This window comes from Paramagnetospirillum magneticum AMB-1 (assembly GCF_000009985.1).
GTDB classification, from domain to species: domain Bacteria; phylum Pseudomonadota; class Alphaproteobacteria; order Rhodospirillales; family Magnetospirillaceae; genus Phaeospirillum; species Phaeospirillum magneticum.
The window spans coordinates 4,263,969-4,279,708 of the sequence record NC_007626.1 but is presented as its reverse complement, the minus strand read 5'-3'; the positions used below and the strand labels follow the sequence as shown (position 1 = coordinate 4,279,708).

Sequence of the window (15,740 nt, the reverse complement as noted above, 5' to 3'; positions counted from 1 at the left end):
AGGAATCTCCGTCTGCGCCATTGTGCCGGGACGAGATCCCTCGGCTCCGCTCGGGATGACTTTTTTCTAGTGGTGGTGATGGCCGGGATAGTGCGGGTGGCCGTGCTCCAGCTCCTCGGCCGAGGCGGCGCGGATCTCGCTCACCGTGCAGTCGAAGATCAGGGCCATGCCGGCCAGGGGATGGTTGCCGTCCACCACCACCTTGCCGTCGGCGACGTCGGTGACCGAGAACAGCATGGCCTCGTCCTGCTTGCCGTCCATGACGCGCTCGAACTGCATGCCCACCACCACGTTGTCGGGGAACAGCGAGGCGTCCTCGACGCTGACCAGCTCGGCGTCGTATTCGCCGAAGGCGTCCTCGGGCTGCAGCTTGACGCACAGCTCGTGGCCGGCTTCCTTGCCCTCCAGGGCCTCTTCCAGCCGGGGGAACAGCCCGCCATGGCCGCCATGCAGGTAGATGATGGGCTCGGCGCCCTCATCGACGATGGTGCCGTCGGCGTCGGTGACGCGATAGCTGAGCGTGACGACGGTATCCTTGGCGATGCGCATATCAGTGTCTTTCGTCGATGAGAGAGGCCAGTTCGGCGGCCATCTCGGCCACCGGAGTCTTGAAGTCCGAAGGATCGGGCTGCCGGAACAGCCGCATGGTCGGATACCACGGAGACGTTAGCGGTTCATCCTGCCAACGCCAATCGGAAACATAACGCAACAGCACCCAGACCGGTCGGCCCAGGGCTCCGGCCAGATGGGCCACCGAGGTGTCGATGGTGATGATCAGGTCCAGATGTTCCATCACATGGGCGGTGTCGGCGAAGGATTGAAGGGCCGGCGCGGCGTCGCGCACCAGGCGTTCCAGGCCGGTGCTCTTCAGGTCCCCGGCGCGTGGCCCCAGTTGCAGCGAGTAGAACGTGGCCCGCGGGTCGCCCAGCAGCGGCGTCAGCTGCTCCAGGGGCCATGACCGGTCACGCGGCGTGGTCTTGCCCGCCCAGACCAGTCCCACCGCCAGCTTCTGGCCCGGCGGCGGCACCATGCGCAGATTGGGGCGCGGCGGCGCGGACAGGTAGGGGATTTCGGCCGGAATGCTGTGGAATTCCGTGCCCAGCAGATGGGGCAGGCTGGCCAGCGGTGCCCAGCAATCATGGACGGGCGGCGGCGCGCCCTTGGCCACCAATGCCGCCACGTCCCGCAGGCTGGCGAACAGCTCGGCCTGCTCGGGCAGGCATTCCAGCACCACCCGGGCTCCCCTGGCGGCCAGCAGCGGGACGTAGCGGGCGAATTGCAGCGCGTCGCCGAAGCCCTGCTCCGCCAGCAGCAGGATGGTGCGGCCCGTCGGATCGTCGCCGGTCCAGCGCGGTCCGGGATGGTCGCGGACCGGATTGCGGGCCAGCTTGATCCGCCATTCATAGCCGGCAAAGCCCGTTCGGTAATCGCCGAGATAGAGGTCGGCCAGGGCCAGATCCCACTGGATCTCGGCATTCTCGGGGTCGGTCGCCGCCAGTTCCGCCATCATGGCGCGGGCTTCCCCATGCAGGCGGCGGTCGCGCAGCAGCAGGGCCAGATTGTAGCGGTAGCCCCAATTGTCCGGGGCCAGCGCCACCGCCCGGCGATGGGCGGTTTCGGACTCCTCCAGCAGGCCCAGGTCGCGCAGCGCGTTGCCCATGTTGGACAAAGTGCCGGCGTCTTCGGCGCCCACCGTCAGGGCGCGGCGATAGCTGGCCACCGCCGCCTCGCACTTGCCCAGGCGACGCAACACGGCGCCCAGATTGGCATGGGCCGAGGACCAGCCGGGCTCCAGCAGGGCGGCGGCGGCAAAGCCCTGCTCGGCAGCGTCCATTCGGGATTCGCGCCAGGCCTGGGCGGCGGCGGTGAAAGCCTGCTGGGCCTGCGGTGCGGGTGTATGGGCGCTCATGCGGTCGTTCCCCTCGGATGGCGCCATCTTTCCCGAGGATGGCGGCGGCGGCAAGAGGGGGGCTTGAACGGCGGCGGATAATCACAATATCAGCATAGTTGAATATAGGAGGCGTCGATGCTGATCCAAGGGTTTCCTTCCGATGGCGTGGTGACGGTCAACCGGGTGGTGCTGCGGCCGGGCTTTACCGTGGACGATCTGGAGGAGCGCGTCGCGCTGCTGTGCGAGAACGTCAAGACCTGGCATTCGGAAACCGGCTTCGTCGGTGGCTTCGTCTGTCTGAATTCGGGCCAGATCTCCAACGAAGGCTCGACGGTGGGACAGGCGGTGACCTCGCCCCTGGCCGGACGCGAAGCCCTGATCATCACCTTCTGGAAGAGCTTCGCCGAGCACGAGCAATCCCACCGCTCCGCCACCTTCCAGCCGCTGTTCCGGGATGTGCTGGAGCTGTGCGAGAACGGCAACGAGGAGATCGCCTATTCCCTGCTGTGGCAGGGAAGCGCCTATCCGCCGGAGCAGGCCAGGCTGGCCCAGGCGGCCAAGGCTGGGTGAGCTACACCCAGCCCTTGCGGCGGAAGAAGAGGTAGGGCACCACCGCCGACAGCACCGCCAGGGCGATGGCGTAGGCATAGCCCCATTCCCATTGCAGTTCGGGAATGATCTTGAAGTTCATGCCGTACCAACTGGCCACCAGGGTGGGGGGCAGGAACAGCACCGACATGATGGTGAACAGCTTGATCACCTGATTCTGCTGGATGCCGATCAGCCCCAGGGTGGCGTCCAGCAGAAAGTTGATCTTGTTGCCCAGAAAGTCGGTGTACTCGGCCAGGGAGTGGAGATCCTGGTCGATGGACCGCAGGCGCTCGGGCGCGTTGCCCAGGCCCAGGGCTCCGGCGCCGTGGGGCAGGAAGGCGATGACCCGCTTCAGGCCCACCAGGGTCTCGCGCGCCTTGCCCGACAGGTCGCCGGTGCGGCCGATGGTGCGCAGCAGCGCCTCCATCTCCCGCGAGCCGGCGCGGCGGCGGCGGTGATGGTTGCCGGTCGGCTGATGGAAGATGCGGTGCGAAATGACGTCGAGTCCGGCGCCCAGATCCTGAAGCACGTCGGCGATGCGGTCGACGATGGCCTCCACCAGACCCAGCAGGACGTCGCCGCCATTGGCCGGGGCCGGGCTGGCCTGGGGCAGGTCCTGGGAAAAGGTGGCGATGGCGCGCGGCGTGCCGTGGCGCAGCGTCACCAGCAGGCTCTGGCTCAGGATGAAGGTCACGGCGCTGTTGCGCGGCTCGGAACCGCCGGCCCCGGTCAGCACGGGCACCGTCATCATCAGGGCGTCGCCGTGGCGCGACAGGCGCGACGACGCCTCGATCTCTTCCATGCGGTCGCGGGATGGCAGGTCAAGGCCGGTGCGGGCCTCCACCAGGGCGATTTCCTCGGCCGAGGGGTCCAGCAGATCCAGCCACAGGGCATCGCGGCTCACACCATCGGCGCCGCCGACGATCACGGCGCCGTCCTTGGCGTGATAGGTGGTGATCATGCCGTTCCGGCGGCTTCCTGATTGATGTCGGGCTTGGCCGGCGGCGGCGTCCCGTCGGGCTCGGCCGCGCCGTTGCCCTTGTCGTGCTCCAGCGCCTTGACCGCACCCGTCCGACGGACCAGACGGCCCTCCATGGAGGCGCCGGCCTCGATCTCCAGGCTGTCCTGAATCACGTCGCCGACGACCTTGGCCGATTTGGCGATGGTCACCGAACCGGCGTTGATCTTGCCGTTCAGTTCGCCATGCACCTGCACCGTCTCGGCGGTGACTTCGCCGGTGATGCGGGCGCCCTCGCCCACCAGCAGGCGGTGGCAGGTGATGTCGCCTTCCACCTGGCCGTCGATCTGCATCTCGCCCTGGGTGAAGATGTTGCCGACGATGCGCACATCGGCGCCGATCACCGACAGGGGCAGCCCGTTGGTGCCGTTGTGGCGCGAGCCGTGGGCGGCGGCGGACACCGCCCCAAGGGCCTTACCAAGCTTTGGGAGCATTTTCACCTGCCGCGATGAATTTGAGGGGATCCTTGGCGATGTCCGAGACGCGGACCTCGTAATGAAGATGGGGGCCGGTGGAGCGTCCGGTGTTGCCCAGCAGGCCGACCACCGTCGAGCGCGTCACCTTCTGGCCTTCCTTGACCTTGATGCGCGACATATGGGCGTAGCGGGTGGTAACCCCATTGCCGTGATTGACGTCGACGGTCAGGCCATAACCGTCGGACGGCCCGGCCGATTCCACCACGCCGTCGCCGGTGGCGTAGATGGGCGTACCGTGCGGAGCGCCCAGGTCGACGCCTTCATGCACGCCGGTGCGGCGGTTCAGCGGGTCGTTGCGGGTGCCGAAGCCGGAATTGAGGTCGTAATCGGCATGCAGCGGCTCGCCCAGCGGCATCTTCTGCATGACCGCCTTGATGCCGCTCCAGCGGTCCAGGCGGTCCATCAGTCCGGCCAAGCCGGTGTCGCCGGTCACCGTGGTCAGCGGAATGAACGGGCCGCCACGGCCGGCATCGCGGCCCTGGCGCTCGAACAGGCGCGACGCGTCCAGGCCCAGCCGGTTCAGCAGCCGCTCGGTGTCGGAAATGCGCGACTGGGCGGCGGCGTCGGTGTTCTGCACCGCCTGGGAATAGGCGACGCGCAGCCGCTCCAACGAGCCTTCCAGGCGGCGGACCTGCTCGCGCACGGCGCGGGCCTCGTCGCCGGCCGGCTGGCCGTCCTCGTTCCAGGCGGGCTCGGCGCCGCCGGAATTGCGCTTGGCCGGCGGGCTGACCTTCTTCGGGGGCTGGTCCTTGGCCAGGGCGGCGTTGGTCTCGGCCAGCACCGCCACGTTGGAATGGACCAGATCCACCTCGCGGGCGATGTCGGCCACCATCTTCTGCGACGACACCAGACGGTACTGCGCGGCGCGGGTGGCGGCCATCATCTCTTCGAGCTGGCGTTCCTTGGCGGCGATCTCGTCGGGCTGACGGGTCAGCAGGGCCGAAACGATGCCGGCCCAGGCGGTGACGGCCACCATGATGCCCAGCAGAACCATCTGGCGCTTGCGGGTGAAGGTGAAATGCTCGGCGGTGCCGTTGGGGCGGCGGATGAAGACCTGCCACTCGGGAATCATCCAGGATGCCGCCCGACGCAACGCCTTGAGCCGCTTGCCGGCTGCCGGGATCAGTCGCTGTTCGGTCACTGTCCTGACGTCCCCCCCAGGTTTCGGTCGGCCTGCCCATCGGTCAGCGGCGGCCAGTCTAACCAGCCCCTCCACCATTAACCTATAGGTAAGAACTCCTTACATCGGTCCGGCCGATATTCCAAATCGAATCTGCCGATGGACGGCAAAAAGTGGATCACCGCGTTTCATTTCGCCACACCATCAGCAGCCCGCCGAGGCAGAGCAAAGCCAGCGCCAGCGCGGGGGCCAGGGCGGTTTCGCGAATGCCGTCAACCACATAGTCCCCACGCTCGGCCAAGCCCATCCAGCCCCGGCCGCCGGTGGTCGAGCCCGCCGCCACCCGTCGGGGATCGGGCAGGCCGTCCCGGGACAGCCAGGACACGATGCCGCCGGTGGCCTTGGCCACGGGGAAAAGGCGCTCGGGCGTGGCGGTCAGTTCCGCCAGTTCCACCGGGGCGGCCTGTCCGGCGGCGGCCAGGGCGACGCGGCCATCGGGCAGGCTGACCCGCCACAGGCCGGTCTGGCCCGCATCCAGCGCGCCGCGCGCCACGCCCTCGTCATCGGGGTCGAGGCGAAGCGGCGCCTGCGTCCCGTCGGGGGCGGTGATGGTGGCCGCCACCCCGTCCGGGGCGCCGCGGGCCGCCACCATCAGGCGCCCGCCCTCCACCGCGGCGGTAAGGGCGTTTTCCTCCAGGTCGGGCTCCTTCATCAGCCAGTGGGCCAGACGCCGGGTCATCTCGGCATGGGGGCCGCCGCCCTCCCAGCCCCGCGCCCACAGCCACAGGGTGTCGGACAGCACCATGGCCACCCGGCCCTCGCCCACCCGGTCCAGCACCACCAGCGGCCGGTCGTCCAGCCCCGACAGCAAGGTGGTGCCCTTGGCCGTTCCCACCTCCATCTGGCGCATCCAGCTTCCCCAGGGCGCGTCGCCCGGCCGCGTGCCCGGCAGGCCCGCCATCACCGGATGGCGCCGCCCGGCCTCGGTCAGGCGCGGGCGGAACTCCTTGTCCAGGCGGCGACCGGTGGGCAGCGCGGGCAGCACCTCGGCCAGGGCGGATTCGGCGATGCCGTCGGCTTCGGCGAATTCCGGTCCCACGGCGGCCAGCAGGGCGCCGCCGTCCCGGACATAGCGGGCGAGATTGCGGTAATAGGCCGGCGCCAGCACGCCGCGGCGGCGATAGCGGTCGAAGATGATCAGGTCGAACTCGGCAAGCTTTTCCTCGAACAGCTCGCGCACGGGAAAGCTGATCAGGCTCATCTCGCGGATGGGGGTCTGGTCGTCCTTTTCCGGCGGCCGCAGGATGGTGAAGTGGACCAGATCCACCGCCGGGTCGGACTTCAGCAGGTTGCGCCAGGTGCGCTCGCCCGCATGGGGCTCGCCCGACACCAGCAGCACCTTCAGGCGATTGCGCACCCCGGAGATGGACAGGGCGGTGCGGTTGTTGGCCAGGGACAGCTCGCCCGGTCCCGGTTCCACCTCCAGCTCCACCACATTGGCCCCGGCATGGCGGATCGGCACGTCCAGGGTGGCGTCGCGGTTGAGGGGCACGGAAATGGCGGCATGGGGCTTGCCGTCCAGTCGCACCGCCACCACGGCATCGCCCTTGCCGCCCTGGTCCTCCACCCGGAAGGCCAGGGTGGCGGTCTCCCCCACCAGGGCGAAAGCGGGCGAGGCGCCCGGCACCAGACGGCGGTCGCGCTCGTCCGGGGCGCCGGTCAGCAGGGTGTGGACGGGCGCGCCCAGCGAGCGGCCGAGATCGGCGGGCACATCGTGGACGCGGCCGTCGGTGATCAGCGTCACCCCGGCCAGCCGGCGGCGCGGCACGTCGGCCAGGGCGCGCTCGGCCGCCTCGAACAGCCGGGTGCCGCGATCGGCGCCGGGCTCGGCCCCCACCCGCTCGACCCGCACCTCCAGCCCCTTCAGCAGGGCGAGGCGGCGGGTCAACTCGTCCAGGGCCTCCCTGGTCTGGGCGCGGCGCTCGCCGATGCCCTGGGAGGGGGTCTCGTCCACTACCACCAGCGCCACGTCGGGCAGGGTGGTGCGGTTCTCGGCCAGCAGCCGGGGATTGGCCAAGGCCGCCAGCAGGACGGCCATCACCACGGCGCGCAACAACGTGCCCGACGCCCTGCGCCACAGGCCGACGCCCACCAGCAGCACGGCCATTCCGCCGAGGGCGGCGATCAGCGGCCAGGGGAACAGCGGCGCGAAGGCGAGGGCATGAAAGCTCATCGCTTCAACCTGTCCATGATGGCCGGCAGGTGGACCTGATCGGCTTTGTAATTGCCGGTGAAGGCATAGATCACCAGATTGATGCCGAAGCGATAGGCCAGTTCCCGCTGGCGCTCGCCACCCGGCACCACGGCATGGAGGGGCCGTCCGCGTTCGTCCACCGCCCAGGCGGCGATCCAGTCGTTGCCGCCCACCACCACTGGCGAGACGCCGTCATTGCCCGCTTCGGCGCCCTGGCTCACCCACAAGGTGGCGCCGTCCCAGCGGCCCGGCACGCTTTTCAACAGATAGAACGAGCGGGTCAGCACATGGTCGGCCCCCATGGGGGCCAGGGGCGGCAGGGCGAGACCGGCCACCAGTCGGCGCAGACGCTCCAGCTCGGCGGTGTTGGGGCCGGCGCCCGCCTGGCCTTCGTCGCCGGTGTCGAACACGATCACGCCCCCCTTGGCCATGTAGGCGTTGAGCTTCTCCACCGCCTGCTCCGAGGGTTGCGGCTGGTTGGGAGTGACCCGCCAGTACAGCAGGGGGAAGAACACCACCGGGTCGCGCTCCGGGTTCACCAGCATGGGCTCGGCCAGTTCGGCGGTGGAGCGTTCCGCCAGCCGGGCCGACAGGCCGCGCAGACCCGCCAGGCACAGGCGGTCCATGCCGGCATCATGGGTGGCGACGCAGCCCAGGCGGGTGGCCAGCCCGGCCTCCAGGGCGAAAGTTTCCGCCCGCGCCGGTCCCGATGGCCACAGCGCCAGGGCGAGGAGCGCCACCCGCCACAGCAGGCCCCGCAGCGCCAGGGTGGCGGCCATGTCGGCCAGGGCGAGAACCAGCGCCGCCAGCAACAGGGGCGGGCCGAGATCCAGGCCGGGCCGGCTTTCGCCCACCGGGGTGACAGCGGCGCCGGACGGCGGCACGAAGCGGTTGGCGGGGGGGAGGGCCGGGCCGAGATTGAAGGCGGCGCGCCGCTCGGCCGGTCCATAGAAGCCGGGCGGATGGCGGGGCTGGGGGCGGGTCGAGGCCAGGGCGTCGCGCTCCATGGGGGCGGCGATGCCGCTGGCCGGGGCCAGCCGCCCCAGACCGTCCAGGAGTTCGGCGGGGGCCAGGGGGCCGCCCATGGCCGCCGGTCCCGCAGCCCCCTGGGACAGGGCGGCCAGACGGCGCAGCATGTCGACGAACAGGCCCGACAGGGCCAGATTGCCCCACTCGGCGTTGGCGCTGGTGTGGATCAGCACCACCATTCCCCTGCCGCGGCGCTCGGCGGTGACCAGCGGCGTGCCGTCGGTCAGGCTGGCCCAGGTGCGGGCGTTGAGGTCGAGGCCGGGCTCGGCCAGCACCTGGGAACGGACCTCCACATCCTCGGGGACGGCAAGACCGTGGAAGGGCGAGGCCTCGGGGAAGGGGGCAAGGCGCATGGGCGTGGTCCAGGACAACACGCCGCCCAAAGCGCGCCCTCCCGCCAGCAGGCGCACGGGCAGCAGCGGATCGGTCTGGGCGGCCTGGACCTGCAGGGGACCGGCGAAGCGCACCAGCACGGCGCCCTGCTCCACCCGGCTGGCCAGCTTTTGGGCGGTGGGGCCGGGTGGCAGGGGGGTATCGGCCAGGATGATTACGTCCAGGGCGGATCGGCGGCCAGTTCCGCCACTTCGCCCCGCTTCAGCTCGGCATGGGGGGCCAGGGCCCGCTCCACGTAATAGAGCCGGTCGAGCAGCGGCGCGGCGGATGGGTCGCCGCCGGCCATGCCCACCGAGCGGCGGCGGCTGGACTCGTCCAGCAGCAGGGTGGCCCCGGCCGAGCGCTCGCCCTCGATCTCCAGGCGGGCCAGACGGTTGCGCAGGCCCACGGGCAGGTCCAGCAAGGCTTCGGCACTGGCGCGGCCGGGCTCGAAGCGCCCCTCGGTGCGGGCCAGCACCAGCCCCCGGGCATCCAGGGCGCGCAGGGCGAAGGGTTCGGGCTCGGCCGCGGGCAGGCGGCGCACCACCGGCATCATGTGTTCGGAGGAGGTGCCGTCCTTGGGAGGCAGCAGCAGGCGGCCGCTTTGGCCCGTCACCACCTCCAGCCCTCCGCCCAGGCCTTGCAGCCGACGGAACAGGGCTTCGTCGGCGGGATCGGCCAGCCCGTCGCTGATCCACACCACGCGCCCCACCCGGTCGAAGGGCAGGGTTTCCAGGGCCGCCAGCGCCGCCTTGCGGTCGGTGGGCCAGGGTCGGGGCTCCATGCCCGCCGCCTGGGCCCGCGCCTCGGACGCGCTGGCCAGCCGTCCCGGCGTCAGCGGGCCGCCGTCGGCGGGGGGCGCGGTGGGCAGCAGCAGGACGGGGCGGCCGGCGCGCTCGGCGGCGGCCAGCATCTGGTCCAGATGCTCGCGCCGCCGGTCCCAGTCGCGCGCCGCCGCCCAGCCGTCGTCGAGAACCACCAGCAACGGCCCGTCGCTCCGTCCGGCCGGGATCGGCTCCAGGCTGGGTCCGGCGGCGGCCAGGATCAGCAGGGAGGCCAGCATCAGACGCAGGGCCAGCAGCCAGAACGGCGTGCTCTCCGCCTGTCGCCGGGCGGTGTCGAGGCCGAGCAGCAGGGTCAGGGCGGGAAACGGCACCTTGCGTGGCCGGGGCGGCGTGACCCGCAGCAGCCGCCACAGCAGCGGCAGACCGGCCAGCAGCGCCAGCGCCCAGGGGGCGGCGAAGGCCAGGCCGGGCAGAAAGGTCATGGGGCTGCACTCCCCGAGGCTGTCATCCCGACGACCAACGGGAGGAGGGATCTCGTTCTGATCCAGTCTTTCCCGTTGGGCACCAGCGGTCCAGGCGGAGATCCCTCGCCTGCGCTCGGGATGACATTGAAGGGGATCATCCCAACCCTCCCACGCTCTGGGCCAGGGCCAGCAGGCAGGGGGCGGGCGGCCGGTCGGTGCGGTGGGTGGCGAAGCTCCATCCCAGGGCGCGGGCCATGGCGGCGAGGCCGTCGCGCTGCTCCGCCAGCCGCCGCTGGTATTCCTGGCGCAGGTCTTCGGCCCGGCCGGTTTCCAACTCGCCTTCGCCCTCCAGCCCCAGAAAGCGCAGGCGGCCGGCATAGGGCAGGCTTTCCTCGGCGGGATCGAGAATCTGCAGCAGATGACCGCCTGCCCCCGTCCGGGCCAGGGCCTCCAGGCGGCTGGCGAGGACGGGCAGCGGATCGAGGAAATCACCGGCCAGCACCAGGGTGGCATGACGCGGCAGGCGTGACGGCGGGACGGCGGGGGCGTCGCCGGCCCGCTCCAGGGTCTCGGCCAGACGGGCCAGCGCCCCGCTGCCCCACAGGGGCGGCATCTCTCCGGCCAGGGCCGCCACCCGCTCACCGCCGCGCAGCAGCAGGGAGGCCAGGGCCAGGATCAACAGGCGGGCGCGGGAATGCTTGGTGGGCAGGCCGGTGTCGGAGCGCCAGTGCATGGAGGCCGAGCCGTCCAGCCACAGCCAGACGGCCTGGGACGCCGCCCATTCCGTCTCGCGCACATAGAGGTGGTCCGAACGGGCCGAACGGCGCCAGTCGATGGCGCCCGCCCCGTCGCCCGGCTGAGCCCGGCGGTATTGCCAGAAGGCATCGCCCGATCCGGCCCGGCGGCGGCCGTGGACGCCCTGGGCGACCGATTGGGCCACCCGCTCGGCCTCGACCAGCAGCGGGGGAAAGCGCGAGGCCAGTTCCTCGGCGCGGAATTCGACCGTCCGATCGCCCCTGGCCTGTGTCCGCGCCGCGCCGCTCATCCGGTCCCTATCGGTGGAGGGTTACGAATCACCCATCTTGAGGGCGGCCAGGAAGGCGCTTTGGGGAATTTCCACCTTGCCGAACTGGCGCATGCGCTTCTTGCCTTCCTTCTGCTTCTCCAGAAGCTTCCGTTTGCGCGTGGCGTCGCCGCCATAGCATTTGGCGGTCACGTCCTTGCGCAGCGCGCTGATGCTTTCGCGCGCCACGATGCGCCCGCCGATGGCGGCCTGGATGGCGATCTGGAACATCTGGCGCGGGATCAGTTCCTTGAGCCGCGTGCAGATGCCGCGGCCGCGGCTTTCGGCGTTGGCGCGGTGCACCACGAAGGACAGGGCATCCACCGGCTCGGCATTGACCAGGATGGAGACCTTGACCAGATCGGACTGGGCGTAGGAATCCACCTCGTAGTCGAAGCTGGCATAGCCCCGGCTGATGGACTTCAGGCGGTCGTAGAAGTCGAACACCACCTCGTTGAGCGGCAGCTTGTACACCGCCATGGCCCGCGAGCCGGCATAGGTGAGGTCGATCTGCTGGCCGCGCCGCTCGGTGCACAGGGTCAGGACGGGGCCAAGATATTCGTCGGGCACCATGATGGTGGCCTTGATCCACGGCTCTTCCATGTGGTCGATGCGGGCCGGATCGGGCATGTCGGCGGGATTGTGGAGTTCCTCCATCTCGCCGTTGGTCTTGTGGACGCGATAGACCACCGACGGCGCGGTGGTGATGAGGTCCAGGTTGAACTCGCGCTCCAGGCGCTCCTGGATGATCTCCAGATGCAGAAGGCCGAGGAAGCCGCAGCGGAAGCCGAAGCCCAGGGCGGCCGAGGTCTCGGGCTCGTACTGGAAGCTGGCGTCGTTGAGGCGCAGCTTGGCGAGCGAGTCGCGCAGATCCTCGTAATCGGCGGCGTCGATGGGGAACAGGCCGCACCACACCACCGGCACGCTGGGCTTGAAGCCGGGCAGCGGGGTGTCGGCGGGCTTCTTGTCGTCGGTGACGGTGTCGCCCACCTTGGTGTCGGCGACGGCCTTGATGGCGGCGGTGAAGAAGCCCATCTCGCCGGGGCGCAGCTCGGTGGTCTGCACCAGCTTGGGCGTGAAGTAGCCGCAGGAATCCACCTGATAGGCGGCCTGGGTCGCCATCATGCGGATCTTCTGGCCCTTCTTCAGCACGCCGTTCTTGATGCGCACCAGGATGATGACGCCGAGATAGGGGTCGTACCAGGAATCCACCAGCAGGGCCTGCAGCGGCGCGTCGGCATCGCCTTCGGGGCAGGGCAGGCGGTTGACCAGGGCTTCCAGCACGTCGCCGATGCCGATGCCGGTCTTGGCCGAGATCATCACGGCGTCCGAGGTGTCCAGGCCGATGACGTCCTCGATCTGCTGCTTGACGCGCTCGGGCTCGGCGGCGGGCAGGTCGATCTTGTTGAGCACCGGCACCACTTCATGGCCGGCATCCAGGGCGTGATAGACATTGGCCAGGGTCTGGGCCTCGACGCCCTGGCTGGCGTCGACCACCAGCAGCGACCCCTCGCAGGCGGCCAGCGAGCGCGAGACCTCGTAGGCGAAGTCCACGTGGCCGGGGGTGTCCATCAGGTTCAGCTGATAGGTCTTGCCGTCCTTGGCCTTGTAGTCCAGCCGCACGGTCTGGGCCTTGATGGTGATGCCGCGCTCGCGCTCGATATCCATGGAATCGAGCATCTGCTCCTTCATCTCGCGCGCCTCGATGGCGCCGCAAGCCTGGATCAGGCGATCGGCAAGGGTCGACTTGCCGTGGTCGATATGGGCGACGATGGAGAAATTGCGGATATGGCTGAGCTTGGTCATGGAAAGGCGATCATCTTGCGTCGGGGCTGCCGGACCATAGTGTGCGACAGCTGTTTTGGGAAGCTACTTGCTGTCGGGATCGTCGAGCCAATGGGGCTCGATCACCTGCCGGGTCTTGCGGCTTTCGGCCAGCTTGCGCACATGGCCGAGATTCTTGGCCGCCACCTTGGCCGGGCCTTTGGCGCCGTGGGTCTGGAACACCTCCAGCGCGGCGGCCAGGGCGGCTTCCGCCTCGGCCAGGTGGCCGGCGCCGGTGGAGTGGCGATCCAGCAGGAACAGGGCCGAGCCCAGGGTGTTCTGGGTGGCGGCCCAGGACAGGGGGCCGCGCTCACGGGTTCTGATCTCCAGCACCGAGTGGCAGGCGTCGATGGAGCGCTTCAGCACCTCGGTGCTTTTCAGCTGGTCGCCATAGACTTCCAGCACCTGGGCGATGTTGTGCATCACCTCGGCCCAGCGCTGGGGCGTCTCGGTGCGGGAATAGACCTGAAGGGTGGCCTGCAGCGCCTGCACGGATTCGCGCAGCAATTCCGTCTGGCCGGTCTTGAGGTCGAGGCGATACAGCGCCACGCCGAGCCGCACCTGGGCCGAGGCCCATTCCTGCGGCATCAGGGCGCGCGGCAGGCATTCCACCGCCTGACGCCATTCCTTGATGGCTTCCTCCAGCAGCGGCGCCGGGTCCTTGGAGCGCTCGGCCTTGGCCGAGAGCACGGCGCCGATATGCTTGTGGATCAGCCCGGTCTCCCAGGTGGGGTCGGTGCGGGCGAGGCGCCGCTGGGCCTGACGATAGGCGTTGATGGCCTTGTCGAACCACAGGTTGGTTTCCTCGGGCGGCACCACCATGGCGTTGATGGTGGCCACGTGGCCGAACACCAGCTGGCACGAGCGCTGCTGTCCCATGGACATCTGCACCGGCGGCTTGGCGGCCAGGCTCTCCACCTGCGCGGCGGCGGCGGGCATCAGGCGGCGGATGGAGTTGCGGTGGGCCTCGGTGGGCACCTCCACGGCGGCGAGGCAGGCGGCGTAGAGCAGGTTGGACGGCCCTTCGCCCAACTCGGCCGGCAATTCGATGCGGGTGGTGGTGCCGAACGAGGCGGCACGCTCGTCGTCATTGCTGGCGGTGGCCAGACGCAGGCGATAGCCGTCCTTGCCGAACTCGCCCCAGACCAGCAGGTCGGCGTCCTCCTCGGCCACTGCGTGCCGGGTGTTGAGCGAGACGCCCGCCACCTGGGCCGGGTCGTCCAGGCGCTCCAGCTGGTAGAGGCGCGGGATGGCCTTGACCTTGAAGGCCGGGCGGGCGCTCAGCGCCTGATTGAGGGCGGTGGCCGCCTGACCGTCGGCATCGCCCGACAGCGCCGCCACCAGGATGGTGAAGGACGGCCCCTCGGCGGGAATGGCGACGGGCACCGGACGTTGCGGCTGGGTGGGCTTGGGCTTGAACAGGCTGACCAGCAGGTCCAGCAGGCCCGACGACCGGGCCTCGGCGCCGACCGCCGCCGCGGTGGCGGTGGCCTCCACCTCGGCCAGGGGAGGGTGCGCCTCCGCTTCCGGCTCGGGTTGGGCGGGCTTCGCCACGGCGCCTCGCATGGCCGCGAGGTCACGCGCCCGGCGCTGCAATTCCGCCCTTCTGTCGTTGGGATCGTCCGCCATGTCTCACCGTATACGGGAGAGCGGCGACAACGGCAACTGCTCTGGCGGTTTCGGGTGCTTGGACATGGTGCCTTCCGGTGGTTCTGCGCCGAAGTGTCGCAAGACTGGGTCTTGATGTGTCGTTGGTCAGGTTAAGAACAGAATATAAATGGATTTATTTATCGTGTTGTTGCGTCGCACAAGGGGTCTGTCCGTCCCTCATTGTATGTGGCGTGGAATGGCAGGTGTCATGGGCGCCGGCATTGATTCCGCAGCATATTTTTTTTGATACACCGTAGTAACACGTATCATGGAGACTGGAGTGTGAATGAATATCAAGATCTCTTCACTGAAGAATGGGGGAATCTCCCAATTGCGTGCTTGGCCGAGTCTGATCTAATGAATCACCATGTTGGTTCGCCATAGTGAAGGCCGTCGATACCGGCGGCGGCAATGCTTACGGCATACCTTTTGTGTTCGATATATATACAGTATGTCATGCCGAGATCTCGAAAAAAGCCTTGAGCGGCCGTGATATCCTCTCCAAGGGACTGGGTGATCACGAGTGTGGTGGCGGTGATGAGTGGTGATCGGGGGGCGGTTCGGACGGTACTTGTGGATGATCACGGGATTGTGCGGACGGCGATCCGCCGCGCCTTGGAAGGCATGGCGTGGATCGACGTGGTCGGCGAGGCGGATGACGGCGTGGCCGCGCTGCATCTGATCGACGACGCCAAGCCCGATTTGATCATTCTGGACCTTTCCATGCCGGGGCTTGACGGGATGGACATCATTCCCCTGGTCAAGCGGCGCAATCCCGCCAGCCGGATCGTGGTTCTGACCGGGACCCAGGACGGAACGACCATGAAGCGGGCCTTTGCCCTGGGTGTGGACGCCTACACCTTGAAGACGGGCGGCTGGCAGGACCTGGAAACCGCCATCGGCGAGGCCATGGCCGGGCGGCGCTATATCTCGCCATCGGCCGGGCTGGTGGTGGATGGCGGCGAAGAGGGAGGCCTGGCGGCTGGCAGCGCCGTGGCGCCGCTGTCGGGGCGCGAGCGTCAGGTGCTGAAACTGCTGGCGGAGGGCTACACCAACCAGAAGGTGGCGGGAATCCTGGGAATCAGTGTCAAGACGGTGGACCGGCACCGCGAGAACATCATGAACAAATTGGGGGTGAGGACACCGGTGGCCTTGGCGGCCATCGCCCTGCGGGAGGGGCTGGTGGTCTGACCCCGCAACACG

Annotated in this window: 13 protein-coding genes; 2 read left to right on the top strand and 11 right to left on the bottom strand. The window is 69.3% G+C overall.

Features of this window, described 5'->3' with window-relative positions; all coding sequences use genetic code 11:
• Window positions 1-66: 66 nt before the first annotated feature.
• Both AMB_RS19590 and AMB_RS19585 read right to left on the bottom strand, forming a co-directional pair.
• A complete protein-coding gene (locus AMB_RS19590; RefSeq protein ID WP_011386226.1) occupies window positions 67-549 on the bottom strand; it encodes an FKBP-type peptidyl-prolyl cis-trans isomerase in 483 nt (160 codons plus the stop codon).
• A gap of 1 nt (window position 550) precedes the next feature.
• A complete protein-coding gene (locus tag AMB_RS19585; protein ID WP_011386225.1) occupies window positions 551-1,909 on the bottom strand; it encodes a tetratricopeptide repeat protein in 1,359 nt (452 codons plus the stop codon).
• Between the two features lie 117 nt (window positions 1,910-2,026).
• Here AMB_RS19585 and AMB_RS19580 point away from each other — a divergent pair, with 117 nt between their 5' ends.
• The gene (locus AMB_RS19580; RefSeq protein WP_011386224.1) at window positions 2,027-2,461 is read left to right on the top strand and encodes a hypothetical protein; all 435 of its coding nucleotides are present in this window, start codon (window positions 2,027-2,029) and stop codon (window positions 2,459-2,461) included.
• 1 nt (window position 2,462) lies between these two features.
• Here AMB_RS19580 and AMB_RS19575 read toward each other — a convergent pair whose 3' ends face one another.
• From AMB_RS19575 to AMB_RS19540, 9 genes are all read right to left on the bottom strand, one after another.
• Window positions 2,463-3,443 carry a magnesium transporter CorA family protein gene (locus tag AMB_RS19575; RefSeq protein ID WP_011386223.1) on the bottom strand — a complete coding sequence of 327 codons (981 nt, stop codon included), beginning with the start codon at window positions 3,441-3,443 and terminating at the stop codon, window positions 2,463-2,465.
• Entirely contained in the window at window positions 3,440-3,934 is a 495-nt protein-coding gene (locus AMB_RS19570) for a bactofilin family protein (RefSeq protein ID WP_231848900.1), read from the bottom strand. Before AMB_RS19570 ends, AMB_RS19575 begins: the two co-directional genes overlap by 4 nt.
• Window positions 3,915-5,117, bottom strand: coding sequence for a M23 family metallopeptidase (locus AMB_RS19565; protein ID WP_231848899.1), 1,203 nt, complete (start codon window positions 5,115-5,117; stop codon window positions 3,915-3,917). The genes AMB_RS19570 and AMB_RS19565 overlap by 20 nt, the downstream gene beginning before the upstream one ends.
• A gap of 157 nt (window positions 5,118-5,274) precedes the next feature.
• The gene (locus AMB_RS19560) at window positions 5,275-7,329 is read right to left on the bottom strand and encodes a membrane protein (protein WP_011386220.1); all 2,055 of its coding nucleotides are present in this window, start codon (window positions 7,327-7,329) and stop codon (window positions 5,275-5,277) included.
• A complete protein-coding gene (locus AMB_RS26605; RefSeq protein WP_231848898.1) occupies window positions 7,326-8,852 on the bottom strand; it encodes a DUF4159 domain-containing protein in 1,527 nt (508 codons plus the stop codon). Before AMB_RS26605 ends, AMB_RS19560 begins: the two co-directional genes overlap by 4 nt.
• Window positions 8,853-8,926: 74 nt before the next feature.
• Window positions 8,927-10,018, bottom strand: coding sequence for a BatA domain-containing protein (locus tag AMB_RS26600; RefSeq protein ID WP_011386218.1), 1,092 nt, complete (start codon window positions 10,016-10,018; stop codon window positions 8,927-8,929).
• Between the two features lie 136 nt (window positions 10,019-10,154).
• Window positions 10,155-11,045: a DUF58 domain-containing protein gene (locus tag AMB_RS19550; RefSeq protein WP_011386217.1), complete on the bottom strand. Its 891-nt coding sequence runs from the start codon at window positions 11,043-11,045 to the stop codon at window positions 10,155-10,157.
• A 21-nt stretch (window positions 11,046-11,066) separates the two neighbouring features.
• On the bottom strand, window positions 11,067-12,869 hold the full coding sequence (gene lepA / locus AMB_RS19545; protein ID WP_011386216.1) for a translation elongation factor 4: 1,803 nt from the start codon (window positions 12,867-12,869) through the stop codon (window positions 11,067-11,069).
• Window positions 12,870-12,932: 63 nt separating this feature from the next.
• Complete coding sequence (locus tag AMB_RS19540; protein ID WP_011386215.1) at window positions 12,933-14,516, bottom strand: hypothetical protein; 1,584 nt, start codon at window positions 14,514-14,516, stop codon at window positions 12,933-12,935.
• Window positions 14,517-15,050: 534 nt separating this feature from the next.
• Here AMB_RS19540 and AMB_RS19535 point away from each other — a divergent pair.
• Window positions 15,051-15,728, top strand: a complete 678-nt coding sequence (locus AMB_RS19535; RefSeq protein WP_011386214.1) for a response regulator — start codon at window positions 15,051-15,053, stop codon at window positions 15,726-15,728.
• Window positions 15,729-15,740: the final 12 nt, after the last annotated feature.

What these genes read in the sequence shown, in the direction of transcription:
- AMB_RS19590 (WP_011386226.1), bottom strand. Translation starts at nt 549, where the DNA reads ATGCGCATCGCCAAGGATACCGTCGTCACGCTCAGCTATCGCGTCACC.
- AMB_RS19585 (WP_011386225.1), bottom strand. Translation starts at nt 1,909, where the DNA reads ATGAGCGCCCATACACCCGCACCGCAGGCCCAGCAGGCTTTCACCGCC.
- AMB_RS19580 (WP_011386224.1), top strand. Translation starts at nt 2,027, where the DNA reads ATGCTGATCCAAGGGTTTCCTTCCGATGGCGTGGTGACGGTCAACCGG.
- AMB_RS19575 (WP_011386223.1), bottom strand. Translation starts at nt 3,443, where the DNA reads ATGATCACCACCTATCACGCCAAGGACGGCGCCGTGATCGTCGGCGGC.
- AMB_RS19570 (WP_231848900.1), bottom strand. Translation starts at nt 3,934, where the DNA reads ATGCTCCCAAAGCTTGGTAAGGCCCTTGGGGCGGTGTCCGCCGCCGCC.
- AMB_RS19560 (WP_011386220.1), bottom strand. Translation starts at nt 7,329, where the DNA reads ATGAGCTTTCATGCCCTCGCCTTCGCGCCGCTGTTCCCCTGGCCGCTG.
- AMB_RS26600 (WP_011386218.1), bottom strand. Translation starts at nt 10,018, where the DNA reads ATGACCTTTCTGCCCGGCCTGGCCTTCGCCGCCCCCTGGGCGCTGGCG.
- AMB_RS19550 (WP_011386217.1), bottom strand. Translation starts at nt 11,045, where the DNA reads ATGAGCGGCGCGGCGCGGACACAGGCCAGGGGCGATCGGACGGTCGAA.
- lepA (WP_011386216.1), bottom strand. Translation starts at nt 12,869, where the DNA reads ATGACCAAGCTCAGCCATATCCGCAATTTCTCCATCGTCGCCCATATC.
- AMB_RS19540 (WP_011386215.1), bottom strand. Translation starts at nt 14,516, where the DNA reads ATGGCGGACGATCCCAACGACAGAAGGGCGGAATTGCAGCGCCGGGCG.